This is a genomic window from Streptomyces antarcticus, assembly GCF_026627255.1.
In the GTDB taxonomy this organism is placed as follows: domain Bacteria; phylum Actinomycetota; class Actinomycetes; order Streptomycetales; family Streptomycetaceae; genus Streptomyces; species Streptomyces antarcticus.
In genome coordinates, this window is sequence record NZ_JAPNLM010000001.1 from 12,710 (window position 1) to 33,051 (window position 20,342).

The 20,342-nt window shown below is 73.3% G+C and carries 14 protein-coding genes; 5 read left to right on the plus strand and 9 right to left on the minus strand.

The genetic code is table 11. The annotated features are described in order from the left end of the window. The first annotated feature begins 38 nt into the window (after window positions 1–38). Both eccCa and OTB16_RS00065 read left to right on the plus strand, forming a co-directional pair. The gene (eccCa, locus tag OTB16_RS00060) at window positions 39–3,992 is read left to right on the plus strand and encodes a type VII secretion protein EccCa (RefSeq protein ID WP_267717469.1); all 3,954 of its coding nucleotides are present in this window, start codon (window positions 39–41) and stop codon (window positions 3,990–3,992) included. Between the two features lie 89 nt (window positions 3,993–4,081). Beyond that, on the plus strand, window positions 4,082–4,327 hold the full coding sequence (locus tag OTB16_RS00065; protein ID WP_150517554.1) for a DUF397 domain-containing protein: 246 nt from the start codon (window positions 4,082–4,084) through the stop codon (window positions 4,325–4,327). Window positions 4,328–4,433: 106 nt separating this feature from the next. Here OTB16_RS00065 and OTB16_RS00070 read toward each other — a convergent pair whose 3' ends face one another. The 4 genes from OTB16_RS00070 to eccB all read right to left on the minus strand — a co-directional run bounded on the left by OTB16_RS00070 (window position 4,434) and on the right by eccB (window position 8,416). After that, the gene (locus tag OTB16_RS00070) at window positions 4,434–4,742 is read right to left on the minus strand and encodes a WXG100 family type VII secretion target (protein WP_267717470.1); all 309 of its coding nucleotides are present in this window, start codon (window positions 4,740–4,742) and stop codon (window positions 4,434–4,436) included. 45 nt (window positions 4,743–4,787) lie between these two features. Next, window positions 4,788–5,120 (minus strand): hypothetical protein, encoded by a 333-nt coding sequence (locus OTB16_RS00075; RefSeq protein ID WP_267717471.1) that lies wholly within the window; start codon window positions 5,118–5,120, stop codon window positions 4,788–4,790. 214 nt (window positions 5,121–5,334) lie between these two features. Next, window positions 5,335–6,684, minus strand: a complete 1,350-nt coding sequence (gene mycP / locus OTB16_RS00080) for a type VII secretion-associated serine protease mycosin (protein ID WP_420717603.1) — start codon at window positions 6,682–6,684, stop codon at window positions 5,335–5,337. Window positions 6,685–6,769: 85 nt separating this feature from the next. Next, on the minus strand, window positions 6,770–8,416 hold the full coding sequence (gene eccB / locus OTB16_RS00085; RefSeq protein ID WP_267717473.1) for a type VII secretion protein EccB: 1,647 nt from the start codon (window positions 8,414–8,416) through the stop codon (window positions 6,770–6,772). 257 nt (window positions 8,417–8,673) lie between these two features. Between eccB and eccE the strand changes: the two genes are divergently transcribed. The 3 genes from eccE (at window position 8,674) to OTB16_RS00100 (ending at window position 13,502) form a co-directional block, all read left to right on the plus strand. Continuing rightward, window positions 8,674–9,948 (plus strand): type VII secretion protein EccE, encoded by a 1,275-nt coding sequence (eccE, locus tag OTB16_RS00090; RefSeq protein ID WP_267717474.1) that lies wholly within the window; start codon window positions 8,674–8,676, stop codon window positions 9,946–9,948. After that, window positions 9,945–10,643, plus strand: a complete 699-nt coding sequence (locus tag OTB16_RS00095; protein ID WP_267717475.1) for a hypothetical protein — start codon at window positions 9,945–9,947, stop codon at window positions 10,641–10,643. The genes eccE and OTB16_RS00095 overlap by 4 nt, the downstream gene beginning before the upstream one ends. A gap of 333 nt (window positions 10,644–10,976) precedes the next feature. Continuing rightward, window positions 10,977–13,502 (plus strand): SCO5717 family growth-regulating ATPase, encoded by a 2,526-nt coding sequence (locus OTB16_RS00100; protein WP_267717476.1) that lies wholly within the window; start codon window positions 10,977–10,979, stop codon window positions 13,500–13,502. 128 nt (window positions 13,503–13,630) lie between these two features. Here OTB16_RS00100 and OTB16_RS00105 read toward each other — a convergent pair whose 3' ends face one another. From OTB16_RS00105 to infB, 5 genes are all read right to left on the minus strand, one after another. Next, window positions 13,631–14,587: a bifunctional riboflavin kinase/FAD synthetase gene (locus OTB16_RS00105; RefSeq protein ID WP_267717477.1), complete on the minus strand. Its 957-nt coding sequence runs from the start codon at window positions 14,585–14,587 to the stop codon at window positions 13,631–13,633. A 596-nt stretch (window positions 14,588–15,183) separates the two neighbouring features. Next, window positions 15,184–16,092 (minus strand): tRNA pseudouridine(55) synthase TruB, encoded by a 909-nt coding sequence (gene truB, locus OTB16_RS00110; RefSeq protein WP_267717478.1) that lies wholly within the window; start codon window positions 16,090–16,092, stop codon window positions 15,184–15,186. Beyond that, window positions 16,089–16,547, minus strand: a complete 459-nt coding sequence (gene rbfA, locus OTB16_RS00115) for a 30S ribosome-binding factor RbfA (protein WP_267717479.1) — start codon at window positions 16,545–16,547, stop codon at window positions 16,089–16,091. The genes truB and rbfA overlap by 4 nt, the downstream gene beginning before the upstream one ends. 33 nt (window positions 16,548–16,580) lie before the next feature. Next, on the minus strand, window positions 16,581–16,874 hold the full coding sequence (locus OTB16_RS00120; RefSeq protein WP_267717480.1) for a DUF503 domain-containing protein: 294 nt from the start codon (window positions 16,872–16,874) through the stop codon (window positions 16,581–16,583). Window positions 16,875–17,052: 178 nt separating this feature from the next. After that, entirely contained in the window at window positions 17,053–20,196 is a 3,144-nt protein-coding gene (gene infB / locus OTB16_RS00125) for a translation initiation factor IF-2 (RefSeq protein ID WP_267717481.1), read from the minus strand. Between the last annotated feature and the right edge of the window lie 146 nt (window positions 20,197–20,342).

Here is a 20,342-nt window from a genome sequence, read left to right on the forward strand (position 1 = left end):
AGCGACGTCCCGCCCGTTTTCAAGGGATTGATGCCCCGGTGAGCCAGATCGTCGTCAAACGCCCGCCACGGTCCCTGCCGGCCGAAGTGCCGTCGGAGGAGCTGCGGCTGGAGGCTCCGCCCGAGCTCCCGCGGGGGCAGCAGGAGGGCATGATGATGCAGCTCCTGCCGATGCTCGGCATGGGCTCCTCCGCGGTGTTCTTCTTCATGCCGGGCGCGATGCCCATGATGCGGATCATGGGCGCGCTGATGCTGGTGTCGACGCTCGCGATGGTGATCGCGCAGGTCCTGCGCTTCCGCAGGGGTACGCAGGGGCAAATGGCGGACGTGCGCCGGGACTACCTCAAGTACCTGTCGCAGACGCGCCGTCAGGTACGGCGGACCGCGCGGGCGCAGCGCGACGCGCAGCTGTACCTGCACCCGGCGCCGGAGCAGTTGTGGTCGGTGGTGGCCGAGGGTTCGCGGCTGTGGGAGCGGCGGGTCGGCGACCCGGACTTCGGGCAGGCCCGGCTGGGGCTGGGCGCGCAGCGGCTGTCCACGCCGCTGGTGGCGCCGGACACGGCGCCGGTCGACGAGCTGGAGCCACTGGCGGCTGGTGCGATGCAGCGCTTCCTGAGGGTGCACTCCTCGCTGGACGGGCTGCCGGTGGCGGTGTCGATCCGGGCGTTCTACCACGTGACGGTGTCCGGGGAGCCGGAGTCGGCGCGGGGCACGGCGCGCACGCTGGTGGCGCAGCTGGCGACGCTGCACTCCCCCGAGGACCTGATGGTGGCGGTGGTGGCGGCGCCGGGGGCGGTGGCGGCGTGGGACTGGACGAAGTGGCTGCCGCACGCGCAGGTGCCGGGGCAGGTCGACGGGGCCGGTACGAAGCGGCTGTTCGGCGACGACCTGAGCGAGGTCGAGGGGCTGCTGGGCCCCCGGCTGGAGGGGCGGCCGCGGTTCAGCCGGGAGGTGTCGCCCGTACTGGACCAGCCGCACCTGGTGCTGGTGCTGGACGGCGGGTCGGTGCCGCCGGACTCGGTGTTCGCGGCGGCCGAGGGGCTGCAGGGCGTCACCATCGTCGAGGTGGTCGCGGGCGAGCTGGACGAGCCGCGGGGCGGGCTGTCGGTCGTGGTGCGGCCGGGGCGGCTGCGTCTGGAGTCGGGCGCGGGGGTGGCGTACGAGGGTGTTCCGGACACCCTGTCGCTGCCGGCGGCGGAGGCCCTCGGCCGGCAGCTGGCGCCGCTGCGCACGGGCGGCGGGGACGATGACGAGCCGCTGCTGGCGAACCTGGACTTCACGGACCTGCTGAACCTGGGCGACGCGGCCGCGGTGGACGTGGCGCGGACCTGGCGGCCGCGGTCGGCGGGTGAGCGGCTGCGGGTGCCGATCGGGGTAGGCGAGGACGGCGGTCCGGTCATGCTGGACCTGAAGGAGGCCGCCCAGGAGGGCATGGGCCCGCACGGCCTGTGCGTGGGCGCGACCGGTTCGGGCAAGTCGGAGCTGCTGCGCACGCTGGTGCTGGGGCTGGCGGTCACGCACACCTCGGAGACGCTGAACTTCGTCCTCGCCGACTTCAAGGGCGGTGCGACCTTCACCGGGATGGGGCAGATGCCGCACGTGGCGGCGGTCATCACCAACCTGGCGGACGACCTGACGCTCGTGGACCGCATGGGCGACTCGATCCGCGGCGAACTCCAGCGCCGGCAGGAGCTGCTGCGTTCGGCGGGCAACTACGCCAACATCCACGACTACGAGAAGGCCCGCGCGGCCGGCGCCCCGCTGGAGCCGCTGGCTTCGCTGGTGCTGGTCATCGACGAGTTCAGCGAGCTGCTGACGGCGAAGCCGGACTTCATCGACATGTTCATCCAGATCGGCCGGATCGGCCGTTCGCTGGGCGTGCACCTGCTGCTGGCCTCGCAGCGCCTGGAGGAGGGCAAGCTGCGCGGGCTGGACACGTACCTGTCGTACCGGATCGGTCTGCGGACCTTCTCGGCGGCGGAGTCGCGGACCGCGATCGGCGTGCCGGACGCCTACCACCTGCCGTCGGTGCCCGGTTCGGGCTATCTGAAGTTCGGTACGGACGAGATGACGCGCTTCAAGGCGGCGTACGTCTCGGGCACCTACCGCTCGGGCGGCCCGGACCTGTCGGTGGGGCTGTTCCCGGTGGAGCGGCGGCCCGCCCTGTTCACGGCGGTGCCGGTGCCGGTGGTGTACGCGGCGCCGGACCCGGCGTACCTGGCGGCGCAGTCCTCCCGGGGTGACGACGCGCTGGCCGACACGGTGCTGGACGTGATCGTGGGCCGGCTGGAGGGGCAGGGCGTGCCGGCGCACCAGGTGTGGCTGCCGCCGCTGGACCAGGCGCCGCCGCTGGACCAGCTGCTGCCGGCGCTGGCCCCGAGCGCGGAGCGCGGGCTGCACGCGGAGGGGTACACGCGGCCGGGGGGGCTGGTGGTGCCGCTCGGCCTGATCGACAAGCCGTTCGAGCAGCGGCGCGAGGTGCTGTACCGGGACTTCTCCGGTGCGGCGGGCCACATGATGGTGGTCGGCGGTCCGCAGTCGGGCAAGTCGACGCTGATGCGCACGCTGATCTCCTCGTTCGCGCTGACGCACACCCCGCGCGAGGTGCAGTTCTACGGGCTGGACTTCGGCGGCGGCAGCCTGTCGTCGGTGGCGGAGCTGCCGCACGTGGGCGGCATCGCCTCGCGTCTGGACCCGGAGCGGGTGCGGCGCACGGTCGCGGAGGTCGGGGGCATCCTCAACCGCCGCGAGGAGTTCTTCCGCTCGAACAACATCGACTCGATCGGCACCTACCGGCGCCGCCGGGCCGCGGGCGACCTGCCCGGCGAGCCGTGGGGCGACGTGTTCCTGGTCGTCGACGGCTGGGGCAACTTCCGCGGTGAGTACGACGGTCTGGAGCAGGTCGTCACGGACATCGCGTCCCGCGGCCTGGGCTACGGCATCCACGTGGTGATCACGGCGGCCCGGTACATGGAGGTGCGGGCCGCGCTGAAGGACCAGATGCTCAGCCGGCTGGAGCTGCGGCTCGGCGACGTCATGGACTCCGAGTTCGACCGCAAGGTCGCGGCGAACGTCCCGGCGGGAATGCCGGGGCGCGGTCAGGTGGCGGAGAAGCTGCACTTCCTGGGCGCGCTGCCGCGGATCGACGGCTCCCACGAGTCGGGGGACCTCTCGGAGGCCACGGCCGCCTTCGTGGACGCGGTGAAGCGAAACTGGGCGGGCCAGGCGGCTCCGGGCGTCCGGCTGCTGCCGCGCCTGCTCCACTTCGACCAGCTGCCCAAGGGCGGCGGGCATGCCGGCCGAGGGATCGCGATCGGCATCGACGAGACCGAACTGGAGCCGGTGTTCGTCGACTTCGAGTCCGATCCGTTCCTGCTGGTCTTCGGCGAGAGCGAGTCGGGCAAGACGAACCTGCTGCGGCTCATCGCCCGGCAGATCGCCGAGCGCTACACGCCCGACCAGGCCCGCCTGGTCGTGGGCGACTACCGGCGGAGCCTGCTCGGGGCGCTGCCGGAGGAGCACCTGCTCGAGTACGCGCCGATGGCGAGCTCGCTGCAGATGCACATGGAGGCGCTGGGCGGGGTGTTCTCGCGCCGGCAGCCGCCGACGGACGTCACCCCGCAGCAGCTGCGCGACCGCAGCTGGTGGACCGGTCCGGACGTCTTCATCATCATCGACGACTTCGACCTGGTGGCGACGAGCCAGGGCAATCCGCTGGCTCCGCTGGTGGAGTTCCTGCCCTTCGCCCGGGACACGGGCGTCCGCTTCGTGATCGCCCGCAACTCGGCGGGCGCCTCGCGCTCGATGTACGAGCCGTTCATGCAGCGGATCAAGGAGCTGGGCGCGCAGGGCGTCGTCCTGTCGGGCGACCCGTCCGAGGGCGACCTCGTGGGCAACGTGCGGCCGCGGCCGATGCCGCCGGGCCGCGCCTACTTCGCCTCGCGGCGGCGGGGCACGTCGCTGGTGCAGCTCGGGCGGATGCCCGGGATGTGAGCTCCCGATCACGGGGAAAGACGCGCCGCTGGTCGCCCTGGCACCGATAATCGTCGGTGAAGACCGCTCCACCGACGGAAGGGCCGCACATGGGCACCCAGCAGGAGAAGGACGAGCTGTACGCGCTCGACATCAGCGGCGTCGAGTGGGAGGGCCCGCCCGGGACCAGCCCCGACGAGGAGCGCGTCGAGATCGCCCGGCTGCCCGAGGGTGCGGTGGCGATGCGCTCCTCCCTGGACCGCGAGACGGTGCTGCGCTACACCGCGGCCGAGTGGGAGGCGTTCGTACTGGGCGCCAGGGACGGGGAGTTCGACCTGGAGCGGCACCGGCCGTGAGCGGCCGGCGCCGCGTGCGGCGCCGGCGGACGCCGAAGGGGCGCGCCCGGTGCGGGCGCGCCCCTTCGGCACGTACGGACGTCGGCGCCGAGGCCCGGGGCGTGTTCTAGAAGGCCTCGGTGAACAGGCGCGAGGCCTTCTGGTCCGTGGAGCGGTAGTCGTCCTTGCCGCGCTCGATGAGCTGGGCGACCTGCTCGAGCGTGGTCTTCATGTGCTCGGCCTTGCCCTTGTACTTGCTCTGGAGCTGGATGTAGGCGGCGTGCGCCTCACCGTCCCAGGTGTCCGTGACGACCTTCAGGGCCTGGTCCATGGCGGCCAGGTCGTCGACGATCTTCTTGGAGACCGTGCGGATGCGGTTGGCCATCTGCTGGACGCTCTCGTACTGGACCTTTGTGTGGCCGTCGGTGGCAGCCATGTTCATCTCCTTCGGGCTGGGCGGGCTGTTCGGTGGACGAAGCGGTCAGATGCCGTTGAGGCCGGAGGTGTTGCCGCTGGCCTGGACGGCCTTGAACGCGGCGCGCACGTCGTCGTCCTGTGCGTTGCTCAGGTTCTTGGTCTGGGCGACCGCGTTGTGCAGGATCCCCAGCAGCTGACGGATCTGGTCGTGGTCCTCGTTGACCACCGTCTGCGCGCTGATGAACCCCGAGGCACCCACACCGGTCCAGCCGGCGCTCACGGTGGCCAGGATGTCGGCCAGCTCGCGGGCCTGGGTGGTGACGGCATCGCCCGTTTCGGAGATCTTGTTCTTCGCCTGGACGACGGGATCGTCCGCAAGTCCGAAAGTGTTGCTCATCCGAAGCTCCTCACTTCTCAATTCGCCGGCAGAACCGGCGGATCGCGTGGCGGAGCGGACAGCCCCCGGCGCGGACTTCAGCCACGCACCCCGGACGTCCCCCTCCGCTTCACGCGCATCCCCCGATCACAGTCGTGAAGCCTGTTGTCACTCTAGCCAGTTCATCGGACCTGCCCAACACCGGTGGGCCGCTTACGTCGACGACCGTGACCGTTCACTGCAAACGGCCACGGCGGTTACGGGCCTCCCGGACGACCGTGGCCGTGCCCGCGATGACGGCGATGAGGACCGCCGCGATCCCGAGGGCGTACGTTCCGAGGCGCTCCTCGCGCTCCTGCGGGGTCTCGGCGAGCTGGAGCACCGCCGCCTCCGGGGCGACGGCCGGCGGCGGGCCGGGGTCCGGGACCGGGGCCTTCGGCGGCTCATGGTCCTGCCCGAGGGCGCGCACGGGGTCCACGACGCCCCAACCGACGTAGTCGTCACGGCCGTTGACCGCGCGTTCGGCGGTGTTCTGGATCTGCCAGACGATCTGCTCGACGCTCCAGTCGGGGTGCTCGGCGCGCAGCAGGGCGGCGACGCCGGCGACGTACGGCGCGGAGAAGCTGGTGCCGTTGTCGATGCACTGGCCGAAGCCGGGGACGGTGGAGACCATGTCGACGCCGGGCGCGGCGATGCCGATGAAGTCGCCGGGCTGGGAGAACGCGGCCCGCTCGTTGTTGCGGTCGGAGGAGGCCACCGCGAGGACGCCGGGGAAGGCCGCCGGGTAGGTCTTGCGCTTCTCACCGCTCATGCCGTCGTTGCCGGCCGAGGCGACCACGACGACCTTGGCGTCGATGGCCTTCTTGACCGCGGCGCCGAGGGCGGAGTCCGCCGAGAGCGGCGCGTCGGTGTCCTGCGAGATGTTGATCACCTGGGCGCCCTTGGCGACCGCGTGGTCGATCGCGGCGGCGAGGGAGGCCGCGTTGCCCTGGCCGCGCCCGTCGTTCTGCCGGATCGGGATGATCGTGGCCTCCGGGGCGAGGCCGACGAAGCCGGTGCCCGCCTGGGGGCGGGCGGCGATGAGCCCGGCGACCTTCGTGCCGTGGCCGACGGTGTCGTTGGTGCCGTCGCCGGCGGATGCTCCGGCGGCGCCCTTGCCGTCGCCCGCGGGTGTGCCGTCGGCGCCCTTGACCTCGACGAAGTCCCGGCCGGCACTGACGTCGATCGCGCCGCTGAGCTGGGGGTTCGCGCGGTCGACTCCGGTGTCGATGACCGCGACGCGGACGCTGACGCCCTTCGCGTCCTTGCCCTTGGTCTGCGCCCACAGCTCGTCCAGGAGCAGCCGCTGGAGGGCCCAGGGCCGGTCCTCGATCTGCTTCTTCATGGGGAAGGTGCACTCGCCGGCGCCATTGAGCCCGAGGGCGTACGGGTGCTGCGGCGCGGGCGCGCCAGGGGCGGGGGCCGCGGCCGCCGCCGTGCCGGACAGGACGACGAGGCCGAGGGAGACGGCGAGGAGCGCGCACCGGGCCACGGGGGCCGCGAGCGGGCGGGACGACGCGGCGGGGGAGCTCGGCGGACGGGACATCCCGGTCGGCGGCATCACGGTTCGCGGCATGGGTGGTCGGGGCATCGGGGATCGGGGCATCGGCGGTAGGGGCATGGCGGCTTCCTCACGAACCCTGGGGCTGGCGGGCCGAGTTGGTGTCCAGGCGCGGCCCCTTGGAGAGGAACTCCGACCACGCGATGGGCACCATCGCCGGAACGACCGTCCCGTAGCCCAGCCGGATCTGTGCCTGGCTGGCCTCGGGGCGGACGTCCGCCCCGTCCTTGGCCTGCTCCTCCGGCGCGCCGATCTTCGACTTCTCGCTGTCGCTGTCGCCGTTGGCCTGGACGGCGTACCGCAGTCCGGTGTCGGTGACGAGGAAGAGGGAGCCGCCGGCCGTCGTCTGCCGGCCCTGGACCTGCGTGTAGAGCAGCCCGGAGCCCGGGGTGACGTACGCGCTGGTGCCGCTGGCCGTGATGTCGACGGGGAAGGCCGGGCCGGCCCAGGTGCTCAGGGTCGCGTTGCCCTGGCCGTCGACCGCGCGGAGCACGGCGCAGACGGTGTCGCGGTGGGCCGCGCCGTCCGGCTGGGCGGTGGCGTCCGGCCGGGCGGTGGCGTTCGCGGTGGCGTTCGGCTGGGCGGTGGCGTTCGGCCGGGCCGCGCCGGCGGGTGCGGTCTGGTTGACCCGCTCCGGCTTGCGCTGCGGCCAGCGGACGCCGCCTGCGAAGGGGCCGGCGTCCGGGGCGAGGGCCTGGAGGTCGATCTCGCGGGCCTTGCCGTTCATGTTGAGGCCGTCGGTCTCGGGCGCGGAGATCAGCAGCCAGGCGGCGAACTCCGAGACCGGGGCGACCTTTCCGGGCAGGACCACGTAGAACTGCGTGCCGGAGCCGGTCTGGGCCGTGAGCACCATGCCGACCTTGTTGTCCGCGGTGGCCAGGCCCGTGACGTCGGCGTTGGCGCCGGCCTTGGCGGGCAGCTGCGGGAAGGCGAGGTCGTCGCCGGCGGCGAGGGTGTTCAGCCACTCCTCGGTGACCTGCTGCGGGGTGGCGCCGGTGCCGACCAGGGCGGTGGTCATCGTCCCGGCGGCCGCGGTGCCCTCCGGGAACCTGTACTTCGTCCCCGTCGCGTCGACCAGGTAGCGCTCCTTGCCCGGCCCGGTGCTCTGCACGTACAGCGACTGGGTCTCGCCGACCCGGCGCTGGTCGTCGAGGACGCGCGCCTCGCGGTCCGCGAGGACGAACGTGGCCGTCTGCACGCCGCGGCCGTTGCCGCCGGGCTGCTGGCAGACCGCCCAGCGCTTGGCCTTGCCGGCGTCCTCCTTCGCGGGGAGCCGGTCGGGGGCGTACGGGATGCCGATGATGGGGCCTCGCGGCGGTTTGCCCTGGTCCAGGACCTTGTCCTCGACCTGGACCACCTTGGACTTCGACCCGTTGAGCAGGAGCCGGGCGGAGGCGAGGTTCAGCACCGGGTGCAGTCGGGGCTGGTCCTTGCCGTTGACCTTGGTCGTCAGGACCACGTAGCGGGTCGTCGACTGCTTGCCGACGATGACCTGGGTGCCGGGCTGGGCCCAGCCCTTGGGCGCGGTCGGCTTGAACATGCCCCAGGCGCCGAATCCGGCGACGATGAGCGCGCCGATGACCAGCCCCGGGACGACCGCGCGCAGCGGGCGCGGCGCGCCCTCCTCGGTCCCCGTCGCGGAGGGCTGGAGGAACGCGGCCACCGTGCGCCGCTTCGCGAAGGTGTACGCGTTGAGCTCATCACGTCGTGATGCCATGACTGCCTGATTCTCCCCGCACGGCCCGTTCGGTGACCGCGGTCCCCGGGCCTCGATGGTCGGACCGGGCTCCTACTATGCCTCCTGACGGACCGTACGAAGGGGCCGGGTAGGGTGGGGCCGCCGTCCAGCGACTTCCGGAACAGCTCGATCAGGGTGTGCCGGGGCGGATCGGGGAGGTTCCGGGCCGTGCGGCGGGTGCCGCGCAGCGCCGGAATGCACGGGGTCCTGCCCCGGAAAGGGGAGGTGCGCGAGTGATGGCCACCGCGACGCGACCGCAGACGGCCTCGGCAGCGCCCGCACGCGGCGGGGTGACACCTCATCCGGAGTCGAGCCCCGGGCGCTTCGGTCCGTTCCGATTGCAACAGCTCGTGCTGCTCCAGCTCGCCGCCGCGGGCCTGTTGGCGGCCTGGGTGGTCGAACCGCTGCTGCTGGTTCCCGCCGGTGCGCTGGCGCTCGTCCTGGTGGTGCTCGCCGTCGTACGCCGGCACCAGCGCTCGCTGCCCGAGTGGATCGGCGGCGCGCTCGCCCTGCGCACACGGCGCCGCCGGGCCGCCTCCCTGGCCGTGCCCGCGGGCACCGAGCCGGGGCTGGCCCCGCTGGTCGAGGCCGATCCGGCGCTGCGCACGCTGACGTTCAGCGACCGCGAGCGGCGGCCGGTCGGCATGATCGGCGACGGGACCTTCCTGACCGCGGTCGTCCAGGTGGACACGGACGCCACGGCGCTGCGCCCCGACCGGGCGGCCCGGCCGCTGCCGCTGGGCGTCGTACGGGACATCCTCGAAGTGGACGGCATCCGGCTGGAGTCCGCGCAGCTGGTGCAGCACACCCAGCCGGCGCCCGCGCCGCACCTGCCGGCCCGGTCGCTGGCCACCCGCAACTACGCCCCGTTGCAGGCCCGGACGGGCACCCCGGCGGTGCGGCTGACCTGGATCGCGCTCAAGCTCGACCCCGAACTGTGCCCCGAGGCGGTCACCGCGCGCGGCGGCGGTCTCGCGGGCGCCCAGCGGTGCGTGGTGCGGGCGGCGGACCAGCTGGCCAGCCGGCTGGCCGGGGCCGGGTTCACGGCCACCGTGCTGACCGAGCAGGAGCTGACGGCCGCGCTGGCCACCTCCTCGTGCGCGAACCCGATGGCGATCACGCAGGCGGGCCGCGCCGCCAGTACGGGGCGCCGTACGGAGGAGACCTCGCGGACCTGGCGCTGCGACGACCGCCGGCACACCACGTACTGGATCGGCCGCTGGCCGCGGTTGGGCGGCACCGGGGCGGCGGCGCTGCCGCAGTTCGTGGCGCTGCTCACCTCGATTCCGGCGCTCGCGACGAACTTCAGCCTGACGATGGCCCCGGCGGACCGGCAGGGCGTGACGCTCACCGGACACGTCCGGGTGACGGGACGCAGCGATGAGGAACTGGTGGCCGCGCGGCGGGAGTTGGAGCGGACTGCGCGGGGAGTGAAGGCCGGGCTGGTCCGCTTGGACCGGGAACAGGTACCGGGCCTGCTGGCTTCGCTGCCGCTGGGAGGGGCGCGATGAGGGGCGGTTTCGGACTGGTCGGGCCGCGTCGCGCCCGGCACGTGGTGCCGGCCGCGGACCTGGACGCGCTGGCCCTGCCCGTCGGCGACGACGGGGTCGTGATCGGCGTGGACGCCGAGGGGCGGCCCGCGGTGCTCGGCATCAACCGGCCGACCCCGTACGAGGTCACGCTCATCGGCGGTGTCTGGACGGCGCAGGTGCTGGCGCTGCGCGCGGCGGCCACGGGCGCGCGCGTGGCGGTGGAGACCGGGCGCGGTCCGGTGTGGTCGGGACTGGCCCGCGAGGCGGGCGGCGGACAGCAGTGCGTGACCCTGCACGAGGTGGGCCGGGTGCCGCCGCAGGGCGCCTCGGCCGGCAGCCCGGTGCTGGTGATCCGCGACTGCGGGATGCGGCCGCCGCGCGGCCGGGTGGTGGCCGGTCCGTGGCAGTCGGTGCTGACGCTGCTCCCGTACCTGAGCCCGACGGCCCCCCGGCTGCTCCAGCAGTCCTCGCTGGCGGGCGTGCAGCGGGTGTCGCCGGACGAGGCGGAGCAGATCGGCCGCCTGATGAACCTGCCGCGGCCGGCGGTGGATTCGCTGCCGACGCTGGGCGACGGCGTGACGCTGTGGTGCACGCCGCGGGACCGGCAGTTCGTGATGACGCAGGGGACGGACGCGGAGACGGGCCTGCTGGGCGCCGCGCGCCGGATCGACTAGGACGCCTTCGTCGTCCTTTCCGTCGCCGTCACGGTCGCCGTCGCGGTCGCCGTCGCCATATCCGTCACCCTCTCCGTCTCCTTCGGATCGGTCCGGCCGGGTCCGTGTGGTCCGGTGCGGTCCGGTGTCGCGTGGTCCGGTGAGGTCCGGTGCCGTGCGGCGCGGGCGGCGCGGGGCGCCGGGCGACCGTGTGCGACGTGCGGTGCGGCGGGGTGCGGTGCCGGGTGGGGCAGGGTAGGGGAGGCCGACACCGGTGTCGGGGCCCGATTAGGCTGGGCGCGGCCGCGGCGTCGAGGTGGACGCCGGACCGTGTGCGACAGATCAGGAGGACCAGTGAGCGGCGATCGGAACGAGAGGCGCGGCGGGACGTGGGACGTCCCGACGGACGATCAGTCCGACGCGGAGCCCGAGTTGACGGGCGAGTTCACCATCGACTACACCCCGCCGGCCTGGTACACGCAGGACGCGGCCCCGGCCGCCTCGGTACCGGGTCTGCCCGAGGGGAGCGGCTTCGAGCCGCACCGCCCGGCGGACGCGGCCCCGGCGCAGCGGATCGCTCCGCCGGCTCCCAGGCCCCCGTCGGACGGCGCCGGTCAGCCGGTGGCGCCGCCGGTGCCGGTGGCGCCCTCCGCCCCGGAGGCGGATCCGAGGCCGGCCCCGATGCCTGTGCCGGTGACGCCGTTCGTGCCCGTGCCGGCTCCCGGGGCTCCGGCCGCGGTCGAGCCCCCGGACCCGTACCGGGTGCCGGCGGCCGCGCCCGAGGTACTGGCTCCCGCACCGGCGCCGGTGGCCGAGACGCCTACCCCCGCGCCCGCCCCGTACGGGGTACAGGCTCCCGTCCCCGGTGCCGGTCTCGGGCCGGAGGCTCCGGAGCGGGTCGAGGTACCCGCGCCCGACCCGCACCGAGCCCCGGTCCCGCCGCCCTCGGCGGCGCCCCGCGAGGACGCGCCGGTCCAGGCCGCACCGGTCACGGACACGCCGGTCCGGCCCGCGCCGTACGGAGACGCGCCCGTCCAGGCCGCGCCGTACCAGGACGCGCCCCACCCCGCGCCGTACCAGGACGCGGTGCCGGTCGGCGGCGCCGCCGAAGCCCTGGCTCCGGCGCCGGTCGAGCCGGCGCCGGTCGAGCCGGCGCCGGTCGAGCCTTCGGCGACCGACCCGTACCCGGCACCCGGCCCCACTTCCGCCGTGGGCCCCGTACCCGGCCCGTACCAGGACGCCGTCCCGGCCCCGGTGGACGCCCTACCGCCGCACCCCGCACCCGGCCCGGCCGGGACCGGCGCACCCGGCCCGTACCAGGGCGCCGTCCCGGCCCCGGTGGACGTCGTCCCGGCGCCCGCGCCCGGGTCCGCGGGTGCTCCCGCGGAGACCCCGTTCGGGGGAACCCCCGCGCCGGGGGCGGGGGTTCCGGTCGGGCACGCGGAGGTTCCGCAGCCCGGCCCGGAGCACTCGTTCGGGGGCCCCGGCGGGGAGCTTCCGTCGCTGCCGCCCACGTTCGCGGCGCAGGACGCGTACCCGTATCCGTACCCGCCGCAGCCCCAGCCGCAGTCCCAGGCCCAGGCCCCCGCCCCGCAGCACGACCCCCGGTCCCCCGCGCAGTGGCCCGGCGACCAGCACCCGCACCCGCACGCGCAGCCCCAGCCGCAGCCCCCGCACGACGCCCGCTACTCCTCGGGGCAGGGCACCGGCGGGGCGCCGCTCGGCTACACGGCCGCCGTCGAGCTGTCCTCGGACCGCCTGCTGCGCACCAAGCAGAAGTCCAGGAACAACAACAGCGGCGGCGGTGTCGGAAGCCGGTTCCGCTTCGGCGGCAAGGCGGCCGAAGCGGAGCGCCAGCGCAAGCTGGAGCTGATCCGCACCCCGGTCATGTCCTGCTACCGCATCGCCGTCATCAGCCTCAAGGGCGGCGTCGGCAAGACCACGACGACCACCGCCCTCGGCGCCACGCTGGCCACCGAGCGTCAGGACAAGATCCTCGCGATCGACGCGAACCCCGACGCCGGCACCCTGGGCCGCCGCGTCCGCCGTGAGACCGGCGCGACGATCCGGGACCTGGTCCAGGCGATCCCTTACCTGAACTCGTACATGGACATCCGCCGCTTCACCTCGCAGGCGCCCTCCGGGCTGGAGATCATCGCCAATGACGTGGACCCGGCCGTCTCGACGACCTTCAACGACGAGGACTACCGCCGCGTCATAGAGACGCTCGGCCGCCAGTACCCGATCATCCTCACCGACTCGGGCACCGGGCTCCTCTACTCCGCCATGCGCGGCGTCCTGGACCTGGCCGACCAGCTGATCATCATCTCGACGCCGTCCGTGGACGGTGCCAGCAGCGCCAGCACCACCCTCGACTGGCTCTCCGCCCACGGCTACGCCGACCTCGTGTCGCGTTCCCTCACCGTCATCTCGGGGGTCCGCGAGACCAGCAAGATGATCAAGGTCGAGGACATCGTGCAGCACTTCGAGACCCGCTGCCGCGGTGTGGTCGTGGTGCCGTTCGACGAGCACCTCGCGGCCGGCGCCGAGGTCGACCTCGACATGCTGCGGCCCAAGACCCGCGAGGCGTACTTCCACCTCTCCGCGCTGGTGGCCGAGGACTTCTCCCGGGCCCAGCAGCAGGCCGCGCAGACTCACTGGGGCGCTCCGCAGCAGCCCCACCAGCCCCACCCGCAGCCCCAGGGCCCGGCCCAGCCGTCCCCGTACGGGCCGCCCCAGGGCCAGCCCCCGTACCAGCAGCCTCCGCAGCCCTACGGACAGCCCTACCCGCAGCCCGGCCAGCCCTGGCAGCAGCCCCCGGCCCCGCAGCAGCACCCCCCGCAGCCCTCCCAGCCCCCGCGCGACCCGCGCCTCGGCTGACGGGGACGCGGCTCGCGGCACGCGGCACACGCCCGGAGCAGTACGTACACCGGGTCGCGCACAGCAGCGCGGAGGGCCCGTACCACCCCCGGGGTGGTACGGGCCCTCCGCGTTCCGGCGCGGCGGCGTCAGCGCTCCGAGTCGTACGCCTCGGTCAGCACCCGCGCCCGCTTCACGTCGTCCGCGATCGCCTCCAGCAGCCCGTCGAGCGACTCGAACTTCGCCATCCCGCGCACGTAGGCGAGGAAGTCGACGGCCACGTGCATGCCGTACAGGTCCAGCCCGACGCGGTCGATGGCGTACGCCTCCACGGTCCGCTCGGTGGCGTCGAACTGCACGTTCGTACCGACCGAGATCGCCGCGGGCATCCGCTCGCCGTCCGCGGTCAGCCAGCCCGCGTACACCCCGTCCGCCGGGATCGCCGTGTGCGGCTGCGTCTCGACGTTGGCCGTCGGGTAGCCCAGCTCGCGTCCGCGCTGCGCACCGCGCACCACGACGCCCTCGACCCGGTGCGGGCGGCCCAGGATCTCGCCCGCGCCCTCCATGTCGCCCTCGGCTACGAGCCTGCGCGCCAGCGTGGAGGAGAACGGCACCCCGCCGCCCGCCTCGCCCCGCTCGACCAGGTCCACGACCTCGACCTCGTAGTCGTACGTGGCGCCCAGCTCGCGCAGGAAGTCGACGTTCCCCGCGGCCCGGTGGCCGAAGCGGAAGTTCGGACCCTCGATGACGGCGCGCGCGTGCAGCTTGTCGACGAGCACCTTCACGATGAAGTCGGCCGGGGACAGCTGCGAGAACTCCGCCGTGAACGGCAGGATCAGCAGCGCGTCCACGCCCAGCCCGGCCATCAGTTCGGCGCGCCGGTCGTACGCGGCCAGGATCGGCGGGTGGCTGCCGGGGCGGACGACCTCGCTGGGGTGCGGGCTGAAGGTGACGACGACGGACGGGACGCCCAGCGCGCGCGCCTCGGCCACGGCCCGTCCGATGATGAGCTGATGACCGCGGTGCACACCGTCGTAGGAGCCGATGGTGACGACGCTGCGTCCCCAGTCCTGGGGGATGTCCTCCAAGCCACGCCAGCGCTGCACTGTGACCGCTCCTCGCCCGAACCCGTGTGGACCCTGTACCGATTGCCGATTGCCGGTCTAAGACTGCCATGCCGGTGGCCGCTGCCCCGCATCGGCATCGGACTAGGAGACCTGCCGTGTCAGGTCGTCACGTCCCGTGCGCGACGGCCCTGCCGGGGGTCTCCACCGTCCGCCGCGCGCTCGGCCCCGGCGGGGCGGCCGCCTCCGCTTCCGCCCGCGCCGGCCAGCCGGCCATCAGTGAACGAAGGCCGGGTGCCGCGGGGCCGGCTCGACGGTCCGCCGCTCGAACACGGCCGGGCCGCCCGGGGCCCGCAGCAGCTGAGTACGGGCAGGCCGTGAGCAGGGCTTCCGCGGGCAGCCGGGAGCCGTGCCGGGGGTCGCGGAAGCAGGCGAGGGCGTCGGGGAGGCAGCGGCTTCGTGATCAGCACGAACAGCACGCGAGGCGAACGCGCCCCCTTTCGCTCCCTCCATTCACTCCGAGCGCCTGCTCGGACGGGTGAATACAGGCGCCCGGGTGGATAGAGACCTACCCGAGGGGGGTCGTGGAGCGGTGAGCGGCGATCGATGTGCGCTCACCGCTCCACGTCAATCGGCGCTCAGGCGAAGACCGCGAGGGACTTCGCCTTCCCGCCCTTGCCCTCCACGAGCCCGAGCAGCCGGCCATCCGGCCCGTAGACCGCGACCGTCCGGCCGTCCCCGTACTCCTGCGGCATCTCGATCCGCACGCCGTTGGCGAGCAGCGAGGCCCGTCGGGCGTCCAGGTCCCAGCGCGGGAAGGCCGCTGCGGCCGCCTCGCCGATCGGCATGACGGTCAGCTCCTCCTGGAGCTGGTCCAGCGTCCGCGCCCGGTCGATCTTGTACGGGCCCACCCGGGTGCGCCGGAGCGCCGTCAGGTGTCCGCCCACGCCGAGGTCGGCGCCGAGGTCGCGGGCGAGGGCGCGGATGTACGTACCGCTGGAGCAGACGACGGAGACGACGAGGTCGACGACCTTGGTGCCGTCCTCGGCCTCCGCCTCCCGCATGTCGTACACCTGGAACGACGAGACGGTGACCGGTCTGGCCGGGATCTCGAAGTCCTCGCCGTCGCGGACGCGCTTGTAGGAGCGCACGCCCTTGATCTTGATGGCGCTGACCTTCGACGGGACCTGCATGATCGCGCCGGACAGCTTGGCGACACCCGCGTCCACGGCGTCCCGGGTGACCCCGGTGGCATCCGTGGAGGAGGTCAGTTCGCCTTCGGCGTCGTCCGTCAGGGTGTTCTGGCCCAGCCGGATCGTGCCGAGGTACTCCTTCTCCGTGAGCGCGAGGTGGCCGAGGAGCTTGGTGGCCTTCTCGACGCCCAGGACCAGCACGCCCGTCGCCATCGGGTCGAGCGTGCCGGCGTGGCCGACGCGGCGGGTCTTGGCGATCCCCCGCATCTTGGCGACCACGTCGTGCGAAGTGAAACCGGACGGCTTGTCGACGATGACAAGGCCGTCCGGAGTCTTCCCTGCTTCGGTGCTCATTGCGCGGCTGCGTCCTCGTCGGAGTCGTCGTCCTCGTCGGGCTTCTTGTACGGGTCGGCGTCACCGGCGTACTTCGCGCCGGAGGACACCTCGCGCACCTGGGCATCGGAGGTCCGTGCCTTCTCGAGGAGGTCCTCGATGGTCTTGGCGTTCTCCGGGAGGGCGTCCGCGACGAAGGTCAGGGTGGGCGTGAACTTGGTTCCCGCCGCCCGGCCGACCGCGGAGCGCAGAACGCCCTTGGCGCTCTCCAGGCCCGCTGCCGCGCTGGCCCGGTCCTCGTCGTCCCCGTAGACCGTGTAGAAGACCGTGGCCTCCCGCAGGTCGCCGGTGACCCGGGTGTCCGTGATGGTCACGTGCGTACCGAGGCGGGGGTCCTTGACGCCGCGCTGCAGCTTCTCGGCCACCACCTCCCGGATGAGGTCCGCCAGCTTCTTCGCCCGCGCATTGTCGGCCACTGGTCCGTCTCCTTCTTTTTTGCAGACAAGCAATCAGTCTTCATCACCGTGGAAGCGCCGTCGTACGGACAGCAGCTCCACTTCCGGACGTGCCGCGACCAGCCGCTCGCAGCGGTCCAGTACGTCCGAGAGGAACCCCGCGTCCCCACTCACCAGAGCGACCCCCAGCCGGGCCCTGCGGTGCAGGTCCTGGTCGCCCACCTCCGCCGCGCTCACGGAGAACTTGCGTTGGAGCTCGGCCACGATGGGCCGGACGACGGAGCGTTTCTCCTTCAGCGAGTGAACGTCGCCGAGGAGCAGATCGAAGGACAGAGTCCCCACGTACATGCAGTTCCGGATGTCCCGCCGGTGCGGGTTCGGTGGCCTGCCGGACCCTCGCCGGGCAGGATCACCCGGCTGCCGTGCGGCCGGGTCACCAGAACCGTACACGCAACGGCCGGGGCCGATCGACGGATATTCCGCCGACCGGCCCCGGTGCTACGACACGGTGCGATGTGCCTCGCGCTTACGCGCGGGGCTTCTCGCGCATCTCGTACGTCGCGATGACGTCGTCGATCTTGATGTCGTTGAAGTTTCCGAGGTTGATACCGCCCTCGAAGCCTTCGCGGATCTCGGTGACGTCGTCCTTGAAGCGGCGCAGACCGGAGATGGTGAGGCTCTCGGCGATGACCTTGCCATCGCGCAGGAGCCGCGCCTTGGTGTTGCGCTTGACCTCGCCGGACCGGATGAGGACACCGGCGATGTTGCCCAGCTTGGACGAGCGGAAGACCTCGCGGACCTCCGCCGTACCGAGCTCGACCTCTTCGTACTCCGGCTTGAGGAGACCCTTCAGGGCCGCCTCGATCTCCTCGATGGCCTGGTAGATCACCGAGTAGTAGCGGACGTCGACACCCTCGCGCTCCGCCATCTGCGCGGCACGGCCGGCCGCACGGACGTTGTAGCCGATGACGATGGCGTCGGAGCCCATCGCCAGGTTGATGTCGGACTCGGTGACCGCACCCACACCGCGGTGCAGGACGCGGATGTCGACCTCTTCGCCGACGTCGAGCTGGAGCAGCGAGGACTCGAGGGCCTCCACCGCACCGGACGCGTCGCCCTTGATGATGAGGTTGAGCTCCTGGACGAGACCGGCCTTGAGGACCGAGTCGAGGTCTTCCAGGGACACCCGGCGGACGCGCTTGGCGAAGTTGGCGTTGCGCTCTCGCGCAGCACGCTTCTCGGCGATCTGACGGGCCGTGCGGTCCTCGTCGACGACGAGGAAGTTGTCGCCGGCGCCGGGGACGTTGGTGAGACCCAGGACCAGGACGGGGGTCGACGGACCCGCTTCCTCGACGTTGTTGCCCTTGTCGTCGAGCATGGCGCGCACGCGGCCGTAGGCGTCGCCCACGACCATCGTGTCGCCGACGCGGAGGGTACCGCGCTGGACGAGGACGGTGGCGACGGCACCGCGGCCGCGGTCGAGGTGGGACTCGATCGCAATACCCTGAGCGTCCTGCTCCGGGTTGGCGCGCAGGTCGAGCGAGGCGTCGGCGGTGAGGACGACGGCCTCGAGCAGGGAGTCGATGTGCAGACCCTGCTTGGCGGAGATGTCGACGAACATCGTATCGCCGCCGTACTCCTCGGCGACCAGACCGAACTCGGTGAGCTGACCGCGCACCTTGACCGGGTCGGCACCCTCGACGTCGATCTTGTTGACCGCGACCACGATCGGCACGCCGGCCGCCTGGGCGTGGTTCAGCGCCTCGATCGTCTGGGGCATGACGCCGTCGTTCGCCGCGACCACGAGGATCGCGATGTCGGTCGACTTGGCACCACGGGCTCGCATGGCGGTGAACGCCTCGTGACCCGGGGTGTCGATAAAGGTGATCTTGCGCTCTTCACCGTTGACCTCGGTACCGACCTGGTACGCACCGATGTGCTGCGTGATGCCACCGGCCTCGCCCGCGACGACGTTCGTCTTGCGGATGGCGTCGAGCAGTCGGGTCTTACCGTGGTCGACGTGACCCATGACGGTCACGACCGGCGGACGCGGCATGAGGAACTCCTCGCCGCCCTCGTCCTCGCCGAACTCGATGTCGAAGGTCTCGAGGAGCTCGCGGTCCTCTTCCTCCGGGCTGACGATCTGAACCCTGTAGTTCATCTCGCCGGCCAGCATCTCGAGCGTCTCGTCGGAGACGGACTGCGTGGCAGTGACCATCTCGCCGAGGTTCATCATCACGGCGACGAGCGACGCCGGGTTGGCGTTGATCTTCTCCGCGAAGTCGGTGAGGGAGGCACCGCGCGACAGGCGAACGGTCTCGCCCTGGCCGCGCGGCAGCATCACGCCGCCGACCGACGGGGCCTGCATGGCCTCGTACTCCTGGCGCCTCTGACGCTTGGACTTGCGACCGCGACGCGCCGGACCGCCGGGACGGCCGAAGGCACCCTGCGTGCCACCACGGGCACCGGGACCACCGGGACGCCCGCCGAAGCCGGGACGACCGCCGCCACCGGCACCGGCCGGACCGCCGCCGAAGCCGCCGCCACCGGGACGGGGACCGCCGAAGCCGCCACCGCCGCCGGGACGCGAGCCCGGACCGGCCGGACGGCCGGCGAAGCCGCCGCCACCGGGACGGGCGCCGCCGCCGGCACCGGGACGACCCGCGCCGCCCGTACCGGGACCACGGCCACCGGGGCCGCCGCCGGGACGGGGACCGGGACCACCGGCAGCGGGACGCTGCGGCATCATGCCCGGGTTGGGACGGTTACCACCGGGAGCACCACCGGGACGCGGGGCGCCGCCCTGCGGGCGCGGCATGCCGCCCGGGGTCGGACGGCCGGCGCCGGCACCCTGCGGGCGCGGGGCGCCGCCGGGGCCACCCTGCGGACGCGGAGCGCCACCCTGGCCGCGGTCGGCGCCGGGGGCACCGGGACGGGGAGCGCCGGCCGGACGGGGCGCCTGCGGGCGCGCCATGCCGGTGGAGCCACCAGAGGTGAAGGGGTTGTTGCCCGGACGGGGACCCGCCGGACGGGCACCCTGGGGACGCGCGGCCTGCGAGCCGGGGCCCGCGGGACGCTGCGACGGGGCACCGGGGGCGGAACCGGCCGGACGCGGGGCGCCGGGACGGGCGCCGGACTGGCCGCCCTGACCCTGGGCCGGACGCTGCTGCGCCGGACGGGGGCCGGGAGCCGCGGCGGCGGGACGCTCGGTGCGCGCCGGGGCGGCCGGGGCCGCCGGAGGCGCGGAGAACTCGGTCACCACGGGAGCCGCCGGAGCGGGCTTCGGGGCGGCCGGGGCCTTCGGGCCGGGACGCGGGCCGGAGGCGGCCGGGGTCACCGGTGCGGGCGCCGCGGCGGCCGGGGCCTCCGCTACGACCGGCTTGGGGGCCGGTGCGCCGGGCTTCGGCGCGCCGGGACGTGCGGCGGCACCCGGGGTCGGGGCCCCGGGCTTGGCGGGGGCGGCCTTGCGGGGCGCACCCGGCTTCGCAGCGGACTTGCCGGCGTTGCCGCCGGGGCCCTGCAGTGCGTCGGTCAACTTGCGTACAACCGGCGCCTCGATCGTCGAGGACGCCGAACGGACGAACTCACCGAGTTCCTGGAGCTTGGCCATGACGACCTTGCTCTCAACTCCGAACTCCTTGGCGAGTTCATATACCCGGACCTTAGCCACTTCGCTCCTTTTAGGTCCGGGTTACGCCGGACCGTTGCTACTTCATGGGCGTACTCATCGCGTACTCATCGAGTGGTGCTCATCGCAATCTCGACCTACTTCCAACTCGCGAGGTACCTGACCGCACGGGGCATCCGTGCCGTTCT